Genomic DNA, 19,521 nt, shown 5'->3' with positions numbered 1-19,521 from the left:
ATCATCATACGAGGATGATAAGCGGGGCATCCCGTATCACGCATGAAACATGAGAAATCCTCATCCGGAATACTTTCCACCAATTCATGGACCGAATAGGCGATGTCATTTTCCTGAAGTTTCATTTCAACGTCCATGGGCAAAACCACTTGATTCATGTTATAATTTTTAAACATAAGAGCACCTCCGAGGTTATTGTGTAGGAACTTTAATTTTATCAGAGTGTGCTCTTATTTTTAATTGAAATGAAAAAAGACAACATAAATTGAGGAGCCCTGCGAACCAAATTGGTTCGCAGGGCTCCTTTTTGTTTCAGAGGCTGAGTTTTGTCCCAGCCTCTTCTTGTTTATCGATTAAATGACCGACAGGAACGACTTCATACCCTTTAGCGTACAGTTTTTCCAGTAAGAGATCTACGGTTTCCACTGTAGACAGTTGAAGATCATGAAGCAAAATAATGGAATCTTCTTCTACTTCTGAAAGAATATCCTCAGCAACCGCTTCCGGTTTTTGATCTTCCCACTTCTCAGAATAGATGGTCCACGGAACAACATTGCCTTCTTCTTGATAGTTGGCAGAAGGCAGGTTTCCAAAAGGCAATCGCAGTAAATCCACCCTCTGTCCGGTTACTTGTTCCAGAATTGTTTGAGTCGATGAGATCTGCTGATTGATCTGCTCATCTGACAAGCGTCCCAATCGGGGGTGATTCCACGTATGGTTTCCAATTTCGTGCCCGCGTTCACTCACTTCACGAGCCACTTCAGGATAGTAACCTACCCGTTTTCCGATCATGAAGAAAGAGGCTTTTGCTTCATACTTATCCAGTACATCAAGGATTTTTCTGGTCACTTCCGGATGAGGGCCATCATCGAAGGTTAAAGCCACTTCTTTCCCTTCCCCATGTAAATGGTTCTCTAAAGAAAAGTCCTGATATTTATTATCGCTTCCCTGATTCTCTGAAGTTGGCTTAGCTCCTACTTCAGCGGCCTCTTTAAAGGCATCTGCATAATCTGAACGAAGAAGTTTGGATACTTTATCCTTCTCAATCATCACACGGAGTGGTTCCTCACTTGCAGGATCATTTATAAAAACAAGGACCCCTTCCCCCGTCAAAGCGACATCTTCGTAAAATGCAGGTTTAGCCTCAAGCTTATCCAGAAGCTTCGCGTTTTCTTCACCTGCATCGATCAATTTCTCTTTCGTCCAATCGTGAAGACGATCGACATAATAGATGTCTTCCTTGAATAATTCTTCCAGCGACAAAGCTTTTCCATTCTTTTTATCGAAATTCAAGACGGTTTGTTTAGTCATGACTCCGCCTTCACCAAGGTCGATCGTTTCTATAAACCTCACAACAAAAAAACGTTGATTTTGATGAATGACTTCAAAATCAATGTGCAATTCATGCGCCTGGCTTCCATCATTTTTTTGTTTACTTTTATAGCTTTCTTGTTTAAACAAAGCTTTCTGCTGATTCACATAATCTATAATGGTTTGGTCAATTTGGTTATTCGGTGTTTGGGGATAATGGGCGGTCATGTGATACTCTTCAAATTCACTGATATCTGTTTCTATACTTACGTCATACATCGCCTGATTACCCATCTTCTCTCCCGACTCTTCATTAGCATTCGCAATGAAAGAACAGCCGGACGCCGTCAACAAAACAAACAAAATGGTATATATAATTGGTTGTCTCATGCTTTTCCCTCTTTATCTCATAGTCACACAATCTATTGTAACATAAATGTAACAATGACTTAATTACTTCGATATATTCAGTAAATTAAGTTAATTCAAACAATTCCCTTCTTCCTAAATGCTCCCGATTGTGGAAGACTCAGTTTCGAGATAACCGGGTTCGCTGCCTATGTTGAGCGTCAGGGGTGGTTGGGGCTCACCGCGCTTCCGCGGAAAGCGAGCCATTCCCCGCAGCCCCCATCCACTCAACAAAAGTCTCGAAACTGAGTCTTCAAAAATCCTTTCATATAGCGGAATAAAAAAAGAACTCTCCAATAAGGAAAGTTCTAGATATTGGTTCGGACGTCCCATAGTTCGGGAAAGAAGCGGTGATCGAGGACTTTCTTTAAGTAGCCGACACCTGAGGAACCGCCTGTGCCTTTTTTATGACCGATGATTCGCTCGACTGTTTTCATGTGACGGAAACGCCATTGCTGGAGACTGTCTTCAATGTCAACAAGCTTCTCCCCTAATTGGTACAAGTCCCAATATTGTTCCACATCTTTATAGACGTTCGTCCAGGCAGCTTCTACGCTGGAGTCTTTTTCATACAGCTGCGTGTAATCACGGTCCAACAGTTTTTTTGAAATCGGAAAACCGGAGTCGGATAGCTTTTCGATGGCAGCATCGTAAAGGCTTGGTGCACGATATGCCTCTTCAAGTCGATGATGCAACTCAGGGTCTTTTTCGTAGATCTTTAACACGTGAGGGGTTTTATACCCCAGTGCAAATTCAATCATTCTGTACTGATAGGATTGGAAGCCGGAAGCCTGTCCGAGGTGATCACGGAACTCCATATATTCTGACGGGGTCAATGTTGATAAGACATCCCACGCTTGAATAATCTGTTTTTGAATGCTCGATACTCGTGCCAGCATCTTAAAAGCCGCCTGCATTTGATCTTTTCTAATTGCTTCTATAGCTGCATGAAGTTCGTGTAAAGTCAGCTTCATCCATAATTCACTGACTTGATGAATGATAATAAAAAGCATCTCATCATGATGAGGTGACAGACGATTTTGCGCAGAAAGCAGTTCATCCAAGTTCAAATATTCACCATAGGTCATCCGGCTGGAAAAATCAGTATGGATGTTCTCGCTGCCATCATTTTTATGATTTGTCACTGGTGTCCCTCCTTCAATCCAACACGCCGCGTTCAGGAATGTTGGTAAAAGTCATCGGTAAAAATTCCGTATGAACCGTCCCCTCATACATAAGAAGCGTTCCTAAAACAGGGTGCTCTGCGTGCACATGGACACGAAAAGCCTCTTCCTCTTCATCATAATGTTCGTACACACTGGTCGTCGGATTGGCCATAGACATGAGGCCATCCACATGCATTGCTTTCGACTCCATATATAGTCCACCTTCTGCTGTGACATGGGTCTCCAGCTCGGTTTGTATGAGGCCTGTCTTTCCTAAATCATCAACGATACAACCTTTCTCTTCATCAAATCGCATCGCTGCATCAAAACCTCGAATAGAGTAAGGAAAGAAAAACCTCCGAATCCAACTAATCGTCTCCCGTCCTTTTTCATCTACATAGATATAATTCTCAAGAGTGAAGGGGACATCTTTTCCTCTTTCTGCAAACACAAGATGATCTTTTGTTCCCACTTGAAGAAAAGGGCGCAGCAAAGGATGTGTCCCTCTGATTTCAGTCATTCTCCCTTGACCAAGGATCATTAGATTTTGTTTGCTCGTCAATCCATACTTCTTTTGTAGCTCTGGATGAAGATTGTGGAATTGCTCACCTAGTGCTCGATGAAAAATCGACTTCATGGAAAAACTCCTCCCAAAACAGGTTTCCATCCGTGTTTCTTTTTGGATGGTTTTAAATTATCTGCCCCGTGCCATTTATGTAATGTTCCATATTTAAACAGGGTTAACAAAGCAGGTATGAAATGATTCAGATCAGAATATGGTTTTATTTAGAAACCTATTTTCTTTGATGTATGTAATGGCATTATAGCATAAGTAACCGCTTTCCATTAAACATGCAATGAAATAAGACCTGCCTTTCAGCAGGTCTTTATGCTTGTATTTGTGGAATAACGAAGGTCTACAAAAACGTTTGCCTCATTTCGTCTTATGTTGTGCCTGGAGGCAGTCCTTGGTGACATTAGCCGCCCCGAGATGCAGTAAAGACTACCAACTCACGACTTTGCTTATGTGTCTCCGTCGAATCACTCTCATATAACACAATCACATGACTTCTTCTGCGTAGTCACTGATAGAGTAGCCTTTTTGTTGTTTCATAAGCCATCCTTGTTTTTCGAGCTGGTTGAAAAGTTTTTGAATATGTTTTTCAGGCCAACTTGAAAGGATGCCGAACCACCGTGTTTCGTGCAAATGGAGCTGCCTAAGTTTGTTGGTCGCTTTTCCTGCAAGCACTTGTACTAAGGTATGGGCCGGATAATCTGTTCCATAATAATAGATCAAGTCAAGCACTTGTTGAGTTTCTGCATACGTCAGTGATCTTCCTTTGACAGTAATGATGACATCATTCTCTTCATAACGAACTTCAGTCAGCTTATTTTTCAACTCTTCTAAGACATGGCTTGTCATTGGATATACATTTTCAGGAACAATCTTCTGCCAATCCCGTAGTTCTTTCAACATTCTTACGTCGTCGAGTACTATTCCGGAAAGCCATAACAGCTCAGATTCAGACGTACGCTCTGGGATCTGGCTCCGATTTAATTTGTCATACATATAGAGCAGGGGATGTGATTTCATATCTTCTGCTTTACGCTGATAACGTTCAATCTGTTTGACAACATCTAAACTTTCATCGAGCGTTTTTCTGGCGACGGTCAACTGTTTTTTCAAACCATTTAACTGAATCAGTTGTTCCAGAAGACGCTGGTTTTGTGCAGCGATCTCATTGAACTGTTTCTCAATGGTCATGACTCGCTTCGTTGCTCGCTCCACATCGAATTCCTCTTCAAGAGCAACTCTATCATCATCAATATAATAAAGCAGGGAATAATCACACCTTTCACAAGAACAACAGATGCATCGCTCCTTTGAAAGAAAGGTGAGCGATTTCCTATGTGAACAGCACCCTTCCCTTCCTTCCAACCAATCGGCTGGTAAAGTGCGGAAAGGACGCATAACGATGCTGACTCTGTGACGCCAATAGGCCACATCCTCCGGGTAATTAAGAACCGATATAAGAGCGGATTGATTCATGACTTCAACCGCATCAATGACGTTCCTTTTTTCATGGAACAATCGTACGATCGGGTGATTGTGGAAAGCAGCAGATATTTTATCAATCCAATCCTTGCGGTTGTGTTCACTTATATGGGATAAAAAAAGATAGTCCTCAAGTACTTCCCCTACGTGTTCATAAAGTTGATCCGAGGAGAGTTGAGTGAAATCTGTACTGTATAAAAATTCTTCTTTTAATGGTAGTCCATGTTCTTCCGACAAGGACCTCCATAAAAACAATTCTGGGCGCAACAAATGTGGATGGATCGTCTCTTCTTTTTCAAAAGAAACTGGTAGGACAGCTTTTCCTGACAACCCTAGGTAGGGGCGAATTTTCGCAACATCAAGAGCTTTGTCATTGATTTGGTCCACGATTGCGTCGTTAAGCCTGGATAGTAACCCCCGTTCAAATTTATGTCCAATCGACCGGATTTGTTTGTTCTTCTTTCCGATCGGTGCAAGTACTACATACGGGTATCGTTGATCCTGGTAAGCAATCCTGTTTGGCAGTCCCATAATGATTCCCCTTTGAATAAGGATTTACTACTATTATAGAAAAAGTATTACGATGTACCAATAAATATAAGTAAAATGGGCGTCATACTGTTAAAATTTCCACGGAATACCCAATGAAGAGCCCCGTTTCTATGACACCTGGAATCGCGCTCAACTCTTTTTCCAACGTATCGTGTATATGAGCGAACCTTACGTCCATGAGCATGTTGCCAGCTTCTGTCAAAACCGGGCCATCCTTCGCTGCAGCCATGCGCAGCTGAATGTGATCACACTCAAAAGTTTGAAGGGATGTTTCTACAAGATGAACCGCTCGTGGATCCACCTCTAAAGGAACCGCAAACTTCTCCCCGAGTCTTTCAACATGCTTGCTTCCATCAACTAAAATATACGTTTTTGCAGCACTTGCCATCACGAGCTTCTCCGCAAAAAGAGCGCCTCCTCTTCCTTTAATGAGACGATGCTCTCCGTCCACCTCGTCCGCGCCATCAAATCCCCAATCCGGTTGGTGATTGAGGAGAGAAGTCGTTGTCAGTCCATAATAACTACAGTTCATCTCTGCCTCTTTAGAAGTAGGAATAGCCAATATCTCCAGCTTTTCCTCCGCTACTCTTTCTGCAATCTTTTCGAGAGCAAGAAATGATGTCGACCCTGAGCCGATGCCGATGACATCTCCATCCTTTACAAAACGGCTCACTTGTTGAGCGACTTTTTCTTTTCGTTCACGATTTGAAATCTCCCCTGACCAGACCGGCTGATCGGCTAGATTATTCTTCCATTTCACAGGTATCACCTCTTTCTTTGGTATTCCCGAATGACTTGGAAAACAAGCATGGGTGGTAAAGAAAGTGTATCAGATGAAGGAGCCCATTCCCGTTCCTACGCCAAAACTTTGTCATTCTTAACGCTGTCTTCACATAAATATAAGGTAATCCATTGTTCTGCAGAAAGAAGGGGATGGAATTGAAACGAGTGTATTGGAAGTTGTTCATCTTCTATCTCATCCTCATCGCCGCCATCGTACTCGTCACATTCAATCAATAAACACTACGATGATTCTCCATAAAAGCTCCCTTTTCTGGAAGACTCAGTTTCGAGACTTTTGTGTGAGTTTAGGGGCTGCGGGAAAAGGTTCGCTTTCCATGGGGCGGGCGGTGAGCCTCCTCAGGCTACGCCTTCCGGGGTCTCACCTGTCCCACACGTCCCATAGGAGTCTCACCGTTTCCCTCCGCCCCTTTGCCATATAAGTGTCTCGAAACCACTTCCAGAATAAGTTGCTTTTATGCACAGATTTAATGGAGGATACGAACTGGCAAGCACTCTATTCTGGGTGCGGAAAGCTTGTTATGTAGCGCTTTATGCATATAACACAAGGATAGTGGAAGACCCCCCACACAGTAGCGGGGTTCGTTTCTCACATTCATCGAATGGGGTGGCTGGGAAGCTGCGAGACTCCCGCGGGAATGGATTGGCTGGCGAGACCCCACAGTGCGAAGCACGAGGAGGCTTGCCGTCATCCCCGCAGGAAAGCGAGTAGCTTCCCAGCCATCCCTAACGCTCAACACGGCAAACGAACCCCGAAAAGTCTCGAAATCGAGTCTTCCACAATCCTGCCATATTGTTGAACAAGCGTTTAATTAATGTTGAATCATTACCCCATATATATTCAAAAAACCTCGACCGCTCCATGGTCGAGGTTTTACTTGATTAAGTCGTGTTTGAAGGCATAGATGACGGCCTGGGTACGGTCGGATACTTGGAGTTTTCCAAGGATATTGCTGACGTGTACCTTTACAGTTTTCAGGGCGATGAACAATTGATCTGAGATTTCCTGGTTGGTTTTCCCTTCTGCCATTAAAAGAAGGACTTCTTTTTCTCTTCCTGTCAGTTGGTCGTGAAGTTCAGCTCCACCTGGCGTACGCATTTTTGTCATGATTTTGCCTGTCACTTCAGGTTCTAGGATGGACTGACCTGCGTATGTAGAGCGAATGGCTTTGGCGATTTCCTCTGCTTTTGATGTTTTGAGCATATAACTCGTCGCTCCCGCTTCAAGTGCTGGGTACACTTTTTCATCATCCAGAAAACTCGTGACGATAATGACTTTGGCTTCCGGCCATTGTTCAGTAATCCGTTTCGTCGCTTCAATGCCATCCATCTCGTCCATGACTAAGTCCATCAAGATAATATCAGGACGATGCTCCAACGCAAGGTCCACGGCTGCTTTTCCATCGTCCGCTTCCGCAATAACCTCGATATCTGGTTGTGCAGATAAGTATGCGGATACGCCGATGCGCACCATTTCATGATCATCAGCAAATAATACGGTAATCATTCTTCCTCGCCTCCTTTTATTCGATGAGGAACTTTCACTTCTAACCGGGTCCCCTGTTCCTTCACGCTTACAATCTTTAATGTACCTCCGAGTTCAAATGCTCGTTCCTGCATGTTTTGCAGTCCATATGAACTCGTCTTCGCTTCATCCACATCAAAACCGATGCCATCATCAACGATACGCAGGATGACGTTCTGATCCCTTTCAATCAGCATGACATTCAATAAATGAGCTTTCGCATGCCTTAAGGTGTTTGAAACCGATTCTTGAAGAATCCGGAAAAGCTGATCTTCGATGCCTTTTTCAAGGGTTAAAGGTTCCACGGACCATTCAATTTCCATGGGTACTTTTTGTGTGAGTTCATAAAGCAGCTCTTCTGCTCCTTCCGACAGAGACTTATCCTTGAGGGCCACCGGTCTTAAATGAAGAAGCAAAGCTCTCATTTCAAGCTGAGACTGGTGAATCATTCGTTCGACCATCTGCATTTGTTTTTTCGTTGCCTGCCAATCATCCGGATCTGTTTCATTAATGGCAGACATCATCATGGAAGCTGCAAATAATTGCTGACTGACGGAATCATGAAGTTCTCTTGCAAGACGATTCCTTTCCTGAATCACCACTTCCTGCAGGCTCTTCTCGCGTTCTTCTGCCCTTTCTGTAACCATACGTTGAGCAAGCTCTGTTTGTTTCGTCATTTTTTCTTCCAGTTGTTTAAGGGCGAGGTCGATCTGCTCCATCTCTTTCAAAGCAACCTCTTCTTCCGCAAGCTCATTCCCCTTTGTCAATTCAGACACGCGATGTTCGATGGTGAAGAGCTGCCTGCGCCAAAACCATCCCTGGATGACGCCGACCACAAACCCGAAAGATAAAGAAATGAACAAAACAAAGAAAATATAAGGAAGATCAAAAACCTCCCTTTCCCAAAGCTCTCCCCACGAGCCGAAAGGAAAGGCATAGAACGTAATGGTCAACAACAGAATGGTGAACCCGAAAAAAGTAAGGGTGCCGGACAACAATTGTCTATGCCATACGTTCATACGCGCTTCACCTCAAGCTCACCGGAAACCATAGACGTTATGATTTTCACGCGTGGCTTTTCTTTTCGATACCCTTCGGTTTGAAAGGAGATGACCTGGTTGAACACTTTCGACTTCTTATATTGAAAAATGGAAGCCCGGCCAATGAGAGCACTATGATGAATACTTACCTCTACTTCATAAGGGACATAAACGGTCAGATTACCAATCCACTGGCGTATGGAAATGACGGCCTCATCGTGAGGAAGAACCGTTTGGCTCAAATCGACAATTCTGTCCCCAAAACCGCCATGAATGTTGATATCCTTCCATTCATAAGAGGTTTTCGGTGTAGCATCATCTCCAAAGAACTTCTGCCTTAACAATGGTTCCTGATCAGGGATCTCCTGGTGATGATCAATGATCTCAGGTCGGATGTGCTCCGGCTTTTCCCTTGATTTAAAGTAATCTCTTAGGAACATGAGAATCAATGCAATAACAAGGAACCTAACAGCAATCATACTTAATACGGTGAAAATTAAACTGATCAAACCAATCCAGAAAAGGATTTTCCTCCACAATGGACGATAGTTTTTCCATCCGATATATATAAGGACTCCAGAGAAAACGACAGAAAATACAAGTCCCCCGTTGAAGAAGACGATTTCCACAACGAGGAGAATCACCCCTATGATTAAAATCGTGTTGATCGTATCGGTCGAAAGCTTTTTAAGCATAAAGGTCATCCTCCTCCCTTAAATCGATAAAGACGCAGAAATCTGCGCCTTCATCATACCATGTTTTCTATTTAGCGGGTACTTCCTCCCGTTTCTCCATTTCTTTTTCCAATTGGGCCATTTTACTGTCAAACGTATTGTGGTAATACGCGCTGTTCACTTTGTACTCCAGGTCCTCGATGTAGCGGTCGATTTCTGAAAATCTGGAGTAAGGCTTGTCCGCTGTGTCCTCAATCACACGATTCATACGATGATGAGCACGGGCAATGTTTTCACGCCCCATCAGTTCCATCCGTTTCAAATGCATGTCCTTCAGTTTGTGTTTCATTTCTTCATATTTGCGCTCAAGAGTCTCCAGCTGTTCGATGCTGTCCCTTCTTGACGCTTGAAGGCGATCGGCCCTTGCCTCATATTCCTGCTGCTCCTTGACGGCGAATTCATACATCGTGGTTTCCCCGGCTTTTTCGGCAACTTCAGCCTGGCGTCTGCGCTTGTCCGCCATATCCTGTGCTTTCTGGAACTCACGGGAAAACTCATCTTTTAACCGGTACTGACGCTCTACAAGCTTCCTTACCTTCTCCGTTTCTTTTTCACTTTCACGCAAATACTGATTTAACATCGCGATTGGATTTTTTTGTTCTTTTTGATCCAACGCCTCATGCAAATCTGCAGTAATGGAATCTTTCAACCTTGTAAATAAATTAGCCATACGGTATATCTCTCCTTTAGTTTATTTGTTCATTTCTGCCCATTGACGTTCAAAGTTGGTAAAAGGATCATCGGATTTGGTTGAACGTACCTCTTCGCTTTTGCTTGTCCAATTTTTATAGATCCAGTAAAGCGCAAAAGCAGCGGCGACACCAATCACTGCATAGACATTTGAGACGGCTATACTGAGGATGATCAGTCCAACCACGCCCCAGCCAATCTTTCCGGCCGTGGAGTCACTTTTCATGAACTGCTTGAACACGACATAAAGCAGCCAGACACTTACACCCAGGAGGATCATCGGTCCTAAATTGGCGAGCAATACGGTAAGAGCGACTAATCCAGCCAGGAACAGTAAAAATTTCTTCATCGTTTTTCCCTCCTTGCTGATTTCTTGTTTTTATCATATCGAGATTAGAATCATGTCGTAATGAGCCAGAGATATATTTTCTACTAAGACCAGAGGCGTATAGTAGGTTTGAAAATGTGGAGACAGAACAAATGGTAGAGGGTATTAAGCAGTAGAACGAGGAAGTTGACCATTAATTAGAGGAGGACAATCCCCACCGCAACACACAAAAAGGCCGCCTAACTAAGGCGGCCTTTCTTTTATTCAATGATACGCAGTTCTTTCGGTGTTTTTGTCAATGTCACATACCCGTCTTCCGTAACGAGTACATCGTCTTCTAAACGCACGCCGCCGACTTCCGGGTCATAGATGCCAGGCTCGATCGTGTACGTCATGCCTTCCTTCAAGACGCCATCATTCAAATGACTCATGGAAGGGAATTCGTGCACGTTGATTCCAAGACCGTGACCGATGCGGTGTGGGAACTTGTCTCCGTAACCTGCATCTGTGATGACGTCACGTGCGACTTGGTCAAGATCCCCGATTCGTGTTCCCGGCTTACTGATTGCAAGCGAGGCTTCCAAGGCTTCCTTCACTTTATTGTAAATCGCCTTTTGTTCCTCACTCACCGAACGATAAGCAAACGTGCGGGTAATATCGGACGTATACCCTTTCCATACGACGCCAAGGTCGAATAAGACAAAATCCCCCGGCTTCAGGCGGCGGTCCCCAGGGTTCCCGTGGGGTTGACCGGATTTTTCGCCGAACAGGACCATCGTGGAAAAGGACATTTCCGCAACGCCTTTCTTCTTCAGTTCATATTCAATCTTTGCGAGCACTTCCATTTCGGTGGTTCCCTCTTCAAGGGCTTCAACACCTACGCTCACACCGAAATCTGCAAGCTCAGCCGCTTCTTTCATAATGCCGATTTCGTGATCGTCTTTGACAACACGCATGTTGTTCAATTGTCCTTCGATGTCTTCCACTTTCACATTTTCAAAGAGCTCGAAAAACGATTCACTTCTGCCATAAGAAAGGACTTGTTTTTCTATCCCTACTGTTTTCACATTGGCGATGCCGTTCTCTTTCATCTTGTCCGCCATCATCTGCCATGGGTTTTCGTGATCGGCATAACCAATCATTTCCTTTGTCCATCCAGCATCACGGATTTGACCTTTCTCCATCCCGGGCAGGACAGCAATCGGATCCGCTTCAGGGAAAACGAGCAATCCCAGCAACCTTTCATGTGGGTCTGTATGAAATCCCGTCAAATAAAAAAAGTTCTCTGTTGAATTAATAAACGCTGCATCAACGTTTGTATCTTTTAAGTATTGAGAAAATAGTTCCAATCGATGTTCCAACATTCATCACTCCTCTTCGCTTCTTTTTTCATCATAGCTCAATCTTTCAAGCAATCCAAATCACACAAAAGTCCAAAAATAGGAGTGAACGTTTAACGACACTTTTATCTTTTTCATTCTCATAATGAGAAGCATTCGATATAATGGCGAAAGGTGATTAAAAAATAGGAGGTGAACTGATATGGACCGTACTCGTTTTTTTGTGCGGGTAGCTGCGATTTACGCATTGATCGGCGCATTTATGGGTTCCCATATGGCCGGCGGAGGGGGACTGCAATTGAGCGCGATTCACGCTCACATCCTTGTTGTTGGATGGCTTTCTCTTTTTGCTTTCGGTGTTTATTATAGAGTGTTCTCCATACCCAAAGATTCTAAGCTCGCAACTGCCCACGTATGGACATCGTTCTTTGGTGTATTCGGCTTAACGGTTGGTATGTGGCTGTATTATACCCAGCCGCTTCCAGGTTTGAGCACATTCAACACAATTTTCTTCATCGTTGGAGGGACAGTTCTTCTCATCGCATTCGTCTTATTTGCGATTATGACTTTCGTTCACGGTAAACAAATTTCTGAGAACGCATAAAAAGAGATCCGCTCCCCATAGCGGATCTCTTTTCTTATGCGGCTTGTCTTAACGGAGTACGTTGTAACAACGACTTTTCTAATCGGATAGCAAAAAATGCGGACACGATGGCTAAGCCGACATCTTTAATTAAAAATGGCACCATGCTTGACCAGGCCAGAACAAATCCAATACCATCCCCTCCAACCCAGAAGTTCATAGCGAGATAGAATAGATTGACACCAATAAAATAGTTCAACACAATTCCGACAAGGGCTGCGGTGATATAGGTCGGAAGGTTCCGTTTAGACTCTGCAATCTTTCCAACAGCATAAGCGACGACAATAAAAGATAAAATAAATCCAAATGTTGGCGATATGAGTGTGGATACTCCACCTTTAAATCCAGCAAAAATGGGTGCACCCACCAGTCCCAGAAGGGCATAAACAAGAACAGAGAATGAGCCTAACCTGCTCCCCAGGACGAGTCCTGCCAGGATGGCAAAGAATGTTTGAAGCGTCAGCGGTACGCCCATGACCTGCAAGAATGGCATAAATGCGGTGATGTTGGCTCCGATCGCCATGAGAGCAACGAATAAGCTTCCCAAAGTAATGTCGTAAGCCGATAAACGAGATGGTTTCATTACGGTGTCCTCCTATATATAAAATCTCTTTAACTATTATTAAGATACGAGAATTCACCTCATAATGTCAACTAACTTTTTTTATAGTTAACAAAAGGAGTGCCATGATAACCGGCACTCCTTTTTAATATTTATAGTCCCAACCCCATAGAAAGTTGGTTCGTATAACTTGTATAAGCAACGGTTTGATTCAATGCTGCCATTTTCTGAGCATCATACCCATATTCCTTCAACCGTTCCGCATCATCTTTTGTCACTTTTACTGGTTTTGCAATTAAGCGGTCCGCATAGGTGAGTACCGCTTTCCATTCCTCACTCATGTTGGATTCCTTATAATTGTTAAGCCATTTCAGCACATCCTCTTGATCTACCAGCTCTTCAAGTAATTTGGAGTGACTATCGGTACAGTATTTGCAGCCATTCTTCATAGAAACGAACGTGATTACAGCTTCTCTCAAATCGTCTGGGAAGTCTGTCTCTTTGATCGCTTTCTGCAAGGGAAGAAAAGCTTCATATAACTTCTCATCATTCGCCAGCAGCCGATCAAACAAAGGGGCTGGATTCGGCATGTTGTGTTGTACATTGAGTTCCTTCATTTCTTTTTGTTTTACAGGTTTAATCCATGGCATCGCTATACCACTCCTCTATCATTCTTTTTAACTAGGTAATTATAACCTATTAAATGGTGACTTCTCCCTCTTGATGTAGTAATATAGACTCAAAAAGTAGGAGGGGGAGTATATGTTTTCTCCTCAAAGGATGATGGGTCAATATACGACCCCGAAAGAAACGGTGCAATATATGACTCGGAAACTTCTATCAGAACTTCCAGAGAAGAGCGACCTGAAGATTCTAGACCCTGCTACCGGGGATGGTATTTTCATCCATACACTGCTGGAAGAAGGCCTTACAGCAGAAAACCTCTATGCCTTTGATATCGACCAGAAAACAGCGTCTCCTCACCCAGATGTTCATTTCTACTATGAAGATTTTCTAAAGGTTGATCAACAAGGGCAATATGATGCAATCATAGGTAATCCTCCCTATAAGTCCAAGCGCCAAAGCCCTTACTTTTCCGAAAACCGTGAAAGAATAGAACGCGAATTTGGAAAAATCGGCATCCATAACTTATATTCCCTCTTTATTCACAAAGGCATACAATGCTTGAAGCCTGGTGGAGTGATGACCATGATTGTACAGGACTCATTTCTTACAAACATTTACTACAAAAACTTTCGTGAATTTCTACTAAAAGAGACCGAAATCAAAGAAATCGTTCTTGCTCCCAGACGCCTTTTCCATATAGGGAAAGCGGATGTGCGTACAGCTATCATTACTCTAAAGAAAAGAGACATGGAAGCAGCTGCCTTCACACAAATGAGGTTAGTCGACCGCCTGAATGAGCAAAATTACAATCATCCACCAGAGGACAACATTCAATATCTATCCCAGCAAACGTTTGAGCAGATGCCTGCTCATAACTTTGCGATCAATGTTCCTGAAGATATCTTGAGGCACTTCAAAGTCCCCTACCAGCCACTTGGAAGTGTCCTGAAAGGAGGGACAGGCATATCTACCGGAGATGACCGTTCTTTCTTACGGGAATTCAAGAACGAGCATGCGCCCTCGGACTGGATTCCTTTTTACAAAAATGGCGGTAGAAAAGATGCCTGGTATTATGAACCTAAATACTACATCCATAAAAATTGGCCTGAATATGTCAATAAAGGGGAAAACTTCACGGTACGGAACCGGTCGTATTTCTATCAGAGAGGCATTACATGCTCGTCCATGGGAGTAGATTTCTCGGCTGCTTTACTTCCGGAAGGCTCCTTGTTCGGTGTGAACGCCAACCTCTTTCCAGAACATGAGGAAGATCTATACTACTTCCTCGGGCTGTTAAACAGCAAGTTGATCAAATATATGGTAAGAAAAGTTCTCAACCGAACCAACATGATTACCTCCGGCTACATCAAGAAGATTCCTTACATAGAACCTGATCCTCTGCAAAAGCTGGTAATGATTGAAACAGCTCGGAATATCGTTGATAAGAAGAAAGAGGATCCATCTTTTCAAACCGGTGAATGGCAGTCGTTGGTGGATCAAACCGTTTATGAAATCTATGGAATATCGAGTTTCAGTCGTTCGAAAGTCCATGATTTCTGCCATGATATTATGGAGAAGATTTGACTCTTCTCCACCTCCCCTCTCATTTTCCGGCACAATATTTCCTGGGAAATCAAATCATTTAAGAATTCGATAATTTCCCCAATCATCAGGTAGAAGCTGCAAATATTTGCGCGAAAGAAAGCGGTCATCGACAAGCTGAATCGATCCGTGATCCTCTTCTGAACGGATTAACCGCCCGCCTGCTTGCAACACCTTGTTCATTCCCGGATAAACATAGGCATAATCATAGCCGTTTCTTCCTTTTTGATTAAAATAATCTTTGATCAATTCCTTTTCAAAGCTTCTGGGAGCAAGCCCAATACCTACCACTGCTACACCGTTCAACCGATCCCCACGAAGGTCTACACCTTCAGAGAATATCCCTCCCAGCACAGCGAAACCGACGAGTCGGCCTCCTTCCTCAAATTGAGCAAGAAAGTCTTCTCTTCTTTCTTCATCCATCCCTCTCTCCTGCATGACCGCATCCACAGGAGAGAAGTTTTTGAATTCACGATAGACCATTTCCATATAGTGATACGAAGGGAAAAAGAAAAGATGATTCCCTTCATGGAGTTCCACCTGTTCATACAGGCGTTTGGTCAGTTCACCAACCGTCTTCTCCCTGCTCTTATACCTCGTCGACAAGGGAGTGATCATCACATCAATTTGTGATGAGTCATACGGAGAGGGCAAATGTAAAATATAATCTTCTTTGGTGCCCCCTAGCATCTCTTTATAATAAGCAAATGGTGAAAGAGTCGCTGAAAAAAACACCCCTGACCTGAAAGTTTTCGTCGTTTCGCTTAGTACGTGAGAAGGATCAAGACAAAACAGCTTTAATATGAAGTTTCCCTCTCGCGTACTCTCCCCCAACAAACGATAGTGTTCATCTACATATTCGAGGATTTTTAAAAACCTCTGAGACTGAAAATATACATCCATCAGCCGTTCAGATCTTTCCCCTTCCGTATCCTCCTGCAAAAGCGACTCCGCCTCTGAAAGGAAACGTTCTATGTTTTCCTCCAACTCTCCGGGCACCTGATCCAGTTGGGTGAATTCTTCCGTGGAAGAATAAAAACGCTCTAAATCTTTTCCGATCGCGTCAGCCACTTTGACTAAGCTATCTTCTTCCCCATCCCATTCAGCCGCAACGCTTTCATAGGATTGCTTGGCAATGGAGGCGGAATACATCTCGCGAGCACGCTCTACAAGGTTATGACTTTCATCCACGAGCAGCGCTGTTTTTTTCTTCCGATCGGGCATTAATCTTTTCAGAGAAACCCGAGGGTCGAAGATATAATTGTAGTCCCCAATAATCACATCAGACACATCCGTAAGGTCCAGTGAAAATTCGAAGGGGCAAACTTTATGTTTCCTTGCATACGATTCAATAACCGAACGTGTCATCTGTGTTTCATGGAGCAGAATATCAACAATTGCTCCATTGATTCGATCATAGTAACCGTCGGCAAATTCACAGTAGTCCGGCTGACAAATTGTTTCTTCCTGGAAACAGATTTTATCTTTTGCTGTCAATGTAACTGATCGGAGCTTAAGTCCCCTTTCTCCCATCTTCTGTAGAGCTTCTTCTGCCGTCGCTCTTGTAATTGTCTTTGCCGTTAAATAATAAATTCTTTCCAAACCTTCCAACTGCAACGCTTTAATAGCTGGAAAAAGGGTGGATATCGTCTTCCCAATCCCTGTCGGCGCTTGGGCAAACAGGTTCCTCTTTTCTTCAATCGTGCGGTAGACACTTCCTGCTAGTTTCCGCTGGCCGTCACGATAACTCGGAAATGGAAAATTCAAATCAGGGACTGTTTTTTCTTTTTGCTCTCGTATATGAAGAAGAATCCGCGCATAAGACGCGTATTCGCTGACTGTTTCTTCCATGAATTGATGCAATTCCTCGTATGTAAATGTACGTAGAATCCGCTTTTTGTCTTTTGTTCTTTTCTGGACATACGTCAACTGCACCTGGATTTTTTGAAGCTCTTCTTGTGCTGCATAAATAAAGGCATACCCTTTGGCTTGGGCCCAATAAAGGGGATAAGTGGTATCATCAATTTCTTCAAGATCCCTTGAGGTGGATTTGATTTCATCAATCACCGGACCTTCTTCTGTGTCCAATAAACCATCACACCGTCCCTGTACCTTAAGATTCAACCCTTCCTGTTGAAACTCATATTCCAGAAAGACTTCTGATTCGTCTTTTTCTTTATACTTCTTTTGTACTTCTTGATGTATGGCCGTTCCTTCCACAAGCGCTGTATTCGTTTGGAAACGTTCGTCAATACTTCCCGTCCTGTACACATAGGAGACAAGGTCTCTAACGGAAATCGTCATTTGTGTGTCCATCGATTTCCCTCCCTGCTTAGCGGTTTTATTTTCTTACCCTCATCTTCTTACACTCTTTTCCGTATGTCTATTGTATAGGACCATGATATAATTGTGGTTAAAACTTTTCATTTCCCATTAGATGGGAAGCACATATAATAGAAGTGAGATTACCCTTCAGGAGGGATTCAGCCTTGAAAAAATGGAGATGGATGGCAGCCGTCGCACTCTCCTTCTTGATCGCCTTTTTTATCATAGCAGCTTTTATATATACCCCGGAAGAAGAACTGTCGACTGAACCGAAAGAATCAGAGCAACCAGCGGAAACCATCCCCGCTCAAGAACAACAGATTGAAACCGATGAACCCGAAGAAGATGAACAGGAAAGTGAAGAAAAAGAAGGGAAACTGAGTGAAGGATTACGTGAGGTCTTTACTAGTGTGATTGAAAGTGCCCGGGATGTGTTTATAAAAGATGACCTGAATATCGTAGCTATTGGTGATTCTTTGACACAAGGTGTCGGCGACTCTACAGAAAATGGCGGATATATAGGGATCCTTGAAAAAACTTTCAATGCTAACCCGGATACAGAAACCCTCAATATAACAAACTACGGAAAACGAGGAAATCGGACAGACCAAATGCTTGAACGAATGGAAGACGAAAAAATTGCCGAGTCCCTCCAAGAAGCGGACCTGATTCTGATTACCATCGGCGCCAACGATGTCATGAAAGTAGTGAAAAATAATTTTACAAGCTTGAATTATCAGGACTTCGTTGAGGAACAAGAAGGTTATGAGAAACGGATGCGTAACATTTTCAGTCGGGTCCAGGAATTGAATCCTGATGCCCCTGTGTATCTAGTGGGTCTCTATAATCCTTTTAACCAATACTTCACTAACATTCCCGAACTCGGGAAAATTATGGGAGATTGGAATGACATCAGTCGTCGAGTCACCGCTGACTACGAACAGGCCACCTTCATACCCATTAGAGACTTGTTTGAAGGAAACGAAGAAGAGCTTCTTTGGGAAGAAGACCTTTTCCATCCCAATGAAAGAGGTTATAAAAAGATGGCGGAGCGCGTGTTACAATACATTAGAGAAGACATCGAACAATAACAGGTGGAATGTATAAGATGAAACGACTATTGTTAAATAATAAATGGAGAACATCCTTTTGGCTTTTAGCTCTGATTAATGTAGGGGTTGTCATCTGGCTTGTCGCTTTAGTTTTCTTACCAAGCTCTTATACCATCGTTAATGTGGATCAGGAGAAAGAAAGCCCTGATGCAGAGTTCACCATCGTTTCCACAAAAGAGAATATGGAGCAACTCGCCAATGAGTACCTCTCAGAACTCTCAACCCAAACGGTCTTCGATTACTCCATCACCTTAGACCGAAATGTTACTTTATCAGGGAACATCAAGGCCTTTGATCAGGTCATCCCCATTAATGTAGAGTTACATCCTGAAGTGCAGAAAAACGGAGATCTTGTGTTAAGACAAGAGAAGATCTCCTTAGGGAAGCTCCCCCTCCCAAATAAAAAAGTATTGGAATTCGTGAAAGACAACTACAACTTACCTGAATGGGTCATTGTAAATCCAAATGAAGAAAATATTTATGTAGCTGTCACTCAAATGGACACGGCAAGCAATTTCAATGTAAAGGTCGATCGCTTTAACTTGAATTCCAACCAGCTTGCATTCAAAATTGCCGTGCCGAGCAATAGCTTCCAATTCGCACAACGAGTTGTAAACGATCATTTGGAGTGAAAAGCAAAGCAGATGAATGCCGCTGTTCAACTATGATAAAATTGGACTACCATTCCCAAGGATAAGG

18 protein-coding genes and 1 pseudogene are annotated in these 19,521 nt (G+C 43.3%); 4 read left to right on the top strand and 15 right to left on the bottom strand.

The genetic code is table 11. From position 1 onward, the window contains the following. The 12 genes and pseudogenes from BLS23_RS21550 to BLS23_RS17750 all read right to left on the bottom strand — a co-directional run. Positions 1-176, bottom strand: a pseudogene (locus tag BLS23_RS21550) (IS5/IS1182 family transposase); the annotation flags it as partial. Positions 177-312: 136 nt separating this feature from the next. Beyond that, positions 313-1,701, bottom strand: coding sequence for a polysaccharide deacetylase family protein (locus tag BLS23_RS17805; protein ID WP_089654404.1), 1,389 nt, complete (start codon positions 1,699-1,701; stop codon positions 313-315). Positions 1,702-2,027: 326 nt separating this feature from the next. Next, positions 2,028-2,864, bottom strand: coding sequence for a tryptophan 2,3-dioxygenase (kynA, locus tag BLS23_RS17800; protein WP_089654403.1), 837 nt, complete (start codon positions 2,862-2,864; stop codon positions 2,028-2,030). Positions 2,865-2,877: 13 nt separating this feature from the next. Next, positions 2,878-3,522 (bottom strand): DUF4166 domain-containing protein, encoded by a 645-nt coding sequence (locus BLS23_RS17795; RefSeq protein ID WP_089654402.1) that lies wholly within the window; start codon positions 3,520-3,522, stop codon positions 2,878-2,880. 423 nt (positions 3,523-3,945) lie between these two features. Then, the gene (locus BLS23_RS17790) at positions 3,946-5,472 is read right to left on the bottom strand and encodes an RQC-minor-2 family DNA-binding protein (RefSeq protein ID WP_089654401.1); all 1,527 of its coding nucleotides are present in this window, start codon (positions 5,470-5,472) and stop codon (positions 3,946-3,948) included. Between the two features lie 82 nt (positions 5,473-5,554). Further along, entirely contained in the window at positions 5,555-6,253 is a 699-nt protein-coding gene (gene rpiA, locus BLS23_RS17785; protein WP_089654400.1) for a ribose 5-phosphate isomerase A, read from the bottom strand. Positions 6,254-7,168: 915 nt separating this feature from the next. After that, complete coding sequence (locus BLS23_RS17775) at positions 7,169-7,801, bottom strand: response regulator transcription factor (protein ID WP_089654398.1); 633 nt, start codon at positions 7,799-7,801, stop codon at positions 7,169-7,171. Beyond that, complete coding sequence (locus BLS23_RS17770; protein ID WP_089654397.1) at positions 7,798-8,838, bottom strand: sensor histidine kinase; 1,041 nt, start codon at positions 8,836-8,838, stop codon at positions 7,798-7,800. Before BLS23_RS17770 ends, BLS23_RS17775 begins: the two co-directional genes overlap by 4 nt. After that, complete coding sequence (gene liaF, locus BLS23_RS17765; RefSeq protein ID WP_089654396.1) at positions 8,835-9,554, bottom strand: cell wall-active antibiotics response protein LiaF; 720 nt, start codon at positions 9,552-9,554, stop codon at positions 8,835-8,837. The genes BLS23_RS17770 and liaF overlap by 4 nt, the downstream gene beginning before the upstream one ends. A gap of 67 nt (positions 9,555-9,621) precedes the next feature. Next, positions 9,622-10,263 (bottom strand): PspA/IM30 family protein, encoded by a 642-nt coding sequence (locus BLS23_RS17760; RefSeq protein WP_089654395.1) that lies wholly within the window; start codon positions 10,261-10,263, stop codon positions 9,622-9,624. A gap of 21 nt (positions 10,264-10,284) precedes the next feature. Further along, a complete protein-coding gene (locus tag BLS23_RS17755; RefSeq protein WP_089654394.1) occupies positions 10,285-10,632 on the bottom strand; it encodes a lmo0954 family membrane protein in 348 nt (115 codons plus the stop codon). Between the two features lie 239 nt (positions 10,633-10,871). Beyond that, the gene (locus tag BLS23_RS17750) at positions 10,872-11,972 is read right to left on the bottom strand and encodes a M24 family metallopeptidase (protein WP_089654406.1); all 1,101 of its coding nucleotides are present in this window, start codon (positions 11,970-11,972) and stop codon (positions 10,872-10,874) included. Between the two features lie 181 nt (positions 11,973-12,153). On the opposite strand from BLS23_RS17750, the gene BLS23_RS17745 reads away from it, so the two are divergent. After that, positions 12,154-12,555 (top strand): hypothetical protein, encoded by a 402-nt coding sequence (locus tag BLS23_RS17745; protein WP_089654393.1) that lies wholly within the window; start codon positions 12,154-12,156, stop codon positions 12,553-12,555. A 34-nt stretch (positions 12,556-12,589) separates the two neighbouring features. On the opposite strand, the gene BLS23_RS17740 is transcribed toward BLS23_RS17745, so the two are convergent. Together BLS23_RS17740 and BLS23_RS17735 are read right to left on the bottom strand one after the other, a co-directional pair. Continuing rightward, positions 12,590-13,177 (bottom strand): biotin transporter BioY, encoded by a 588-nt coding sequence (locus BLS23_RS17740; protein ID WP_089654392.1) that lies wholly within the window; start codon positions 13,175-13,177, stop codon positions 12,590-12,592. A 131-nt stretch (positions 13,178-13,308) separates the two neighbouring features. After that, on the bottom strand, positions 13,309-13,806 hold the full coding sequence (locus tag BLS23_RS17735) for a carboxymuconolactone decarboxylase family protein (protein WP_089654391.1): 498 nt from the start codon (positions 13,804-13,806) through the stop codon (positions 13,309-13,311). Between the two features lie 112 nt (positions 13,807-13,918). Between BLS23_RS17735 and BLS23_RS17730 the strand changes: the two genes are divergently transcribed. Next, positions 13,919-15,367 (top strand): HsdM family class I SAM-dependent methyltransferase, encoded by a 1,449-nt coding sequence (locus BLS23_RS17730; protein ID WP_089654390.1) that lies wholly within the window; start codon positions 13,919-13,921, stop codon positions 15,365-15,367. A gap of 54 nt (positions 15,368-15,421) precedes the next feature. Here the strand turns inward: BLS23_RS17730 and BLS23_RS17725 are convergent, their stop codons facing one another. After that, positions 15,422-17,701, bottom strand: a complete 2,280-nt coding sequence (locus BLS23_RS17725) for an ATP-dependent DNA helicase (protein WP_089654389.1) — start codon at positions 17,699-17,701, stop codon at positions 15,422-15,424. 173 nt (positions 17,702-17,874) lie between these two features. Between BLS23_RS17725 and BLS23_RS17720 the strand changes: the two genes are divergently transcribed. Both BLS23_RS17720 and BLS23_RS17715 read left to right on the top strand, forming a co-directional pair. Continuing rightward, a complete protein-coding gene (locus tag BLS23_RS17720; protein ID WP_089654388.1) occupies positions 17,875-18,801 on the top strand; it encodes an SGNH/GDSL hydrolase family protein in 927 nt (308 codons plus the stop codon). A 17-nt stretch (positions 18,802-18,818) separates the two neighbouring features. Next, positions 18,819-19,454, top strand: a complete 636-nt coding sequence (locus tag BLS23_RS17715; protein ID WP_089654387.1) for a YpmS family protein — start codon at positions 18,819-18,821, stop codon at positions 19,452-19,454. Positions 19,455-19,521: the final 67 nt, after the last annotated feature.

Origin of the sequence: Halobacillus aidingensis (assembly GCF_900104185.1) — a bacterium.
In the GTDB taxonomy this organism is placed as follows: domain Bacteria; phylum Bacillota; class Bacilli; order Bacillales; family Halobacillaceae; genus Halobacillus; species Halobacillus aidingensis.
This window is presented reverse-complemented; position numbering and strand designations above follow the sequence as displayed.

Excerpts from the sequence above, each read along its gene's own strand:
- BLS23_RS17770 (WP_089654397.1), bottom strand. The coding sequence starts at position 8,838 with ATGAACGTATGGCATAGACAATTGTTGTCCGGCACCCTTACTTTTTTC.
- BLS23_RS17805 (WP_089654404.1), bottom strand. The coding sequence starts at position 1,701 with ATGAGACAACCAATTATATATACCATTTTGTTTGTTTTGTTGACGGCG.
- BLS23_RS17735 (WP_089654391.1), bottom strand. The coding sequence starts at position 13,806 with ATGCCATGGATTAAACCTGTAAAACAAAAAGAAATGAAGGAACTCAAT.
- BLS23_RS17740 (WP_089654392.1), bottom strand. The coding sequence starts at position 13,177 with ATGAAACCATCTCGTTTATCGGCTTACGACATTACTTTGGGAAGCTTA.
- BLS23_RS17730 (WP_089654390.1), top strand. The coding sequence starts at position 13,919 with ATGTTTTCTCCTCAAAGGATGATGGGTCAATATACGACCCCGAAAGAA.
- BLS23_RS17725 (WP_089654389.1), bottom strand. The coding sequence starts at position 17,701 with ATGGACACACAAATGACGATTTCCGTTAGAGACCTTGTCTCCTATGTG.
- BLS23_RS17715 (WP_089654387.1), top strand. The coding sequence starts at position 18,819 with ATGAAACGACTATTGTTAAATAATAAATGGAGAACATCCTTTTGGCTT.
- BLS23_RS17795 (WP_089654402.1), bottom strand. The coding sequence starts at position 3,522 with ATGAAGTCGATTTTTCATCGAGCACTAGGTGAGCAATTCCACAATCTT.
- BLS23_RS17775 (WP_089654398.1), bottom strand. The coding sequence starts at position 7,801 with ATGATTACCGTATTATTTGCTGATGATCATGAAATGGTGCGCATCGGC.
- liaF (WP_089654396.1), bottom strand. The coding sequence starts at position 9,554 with ATGCTTAAAAAGCTTTCGACCGATACGATCAACACGATTTTAATCATA.
- BLS23_RS17745 (WP_089654393.1), top strand. The coding sequence starts at position 12,154 with ATGGACCGTACTCGTTTTTTTGTGCGGGTAGCTGCGATTTACGCATTG.
- BLS23_RS17790 (WP_089654401.1), bottom strand. The coding sequence starts at position 5,472 with ATGGGACTGCCAAACAGGATTGCTTACCAGGATCAACGATACCCGTAT.
- BLS23_RS17760 (WP_089654395.1), bottom strand. The coding sequence starts at position 10,263 with ATGGCTAATTTATTTACAAGGTTGAAAGATTCCATTACTGCAGATTTG.
- BLS23_RS17755 (WP_089654394.1), bottom strand. The coding sequence starts at position 10,632 with ATGAAGAAATTTTTACTGTTCCTGGCTGGATTAGTCGCTCTTACCGTA.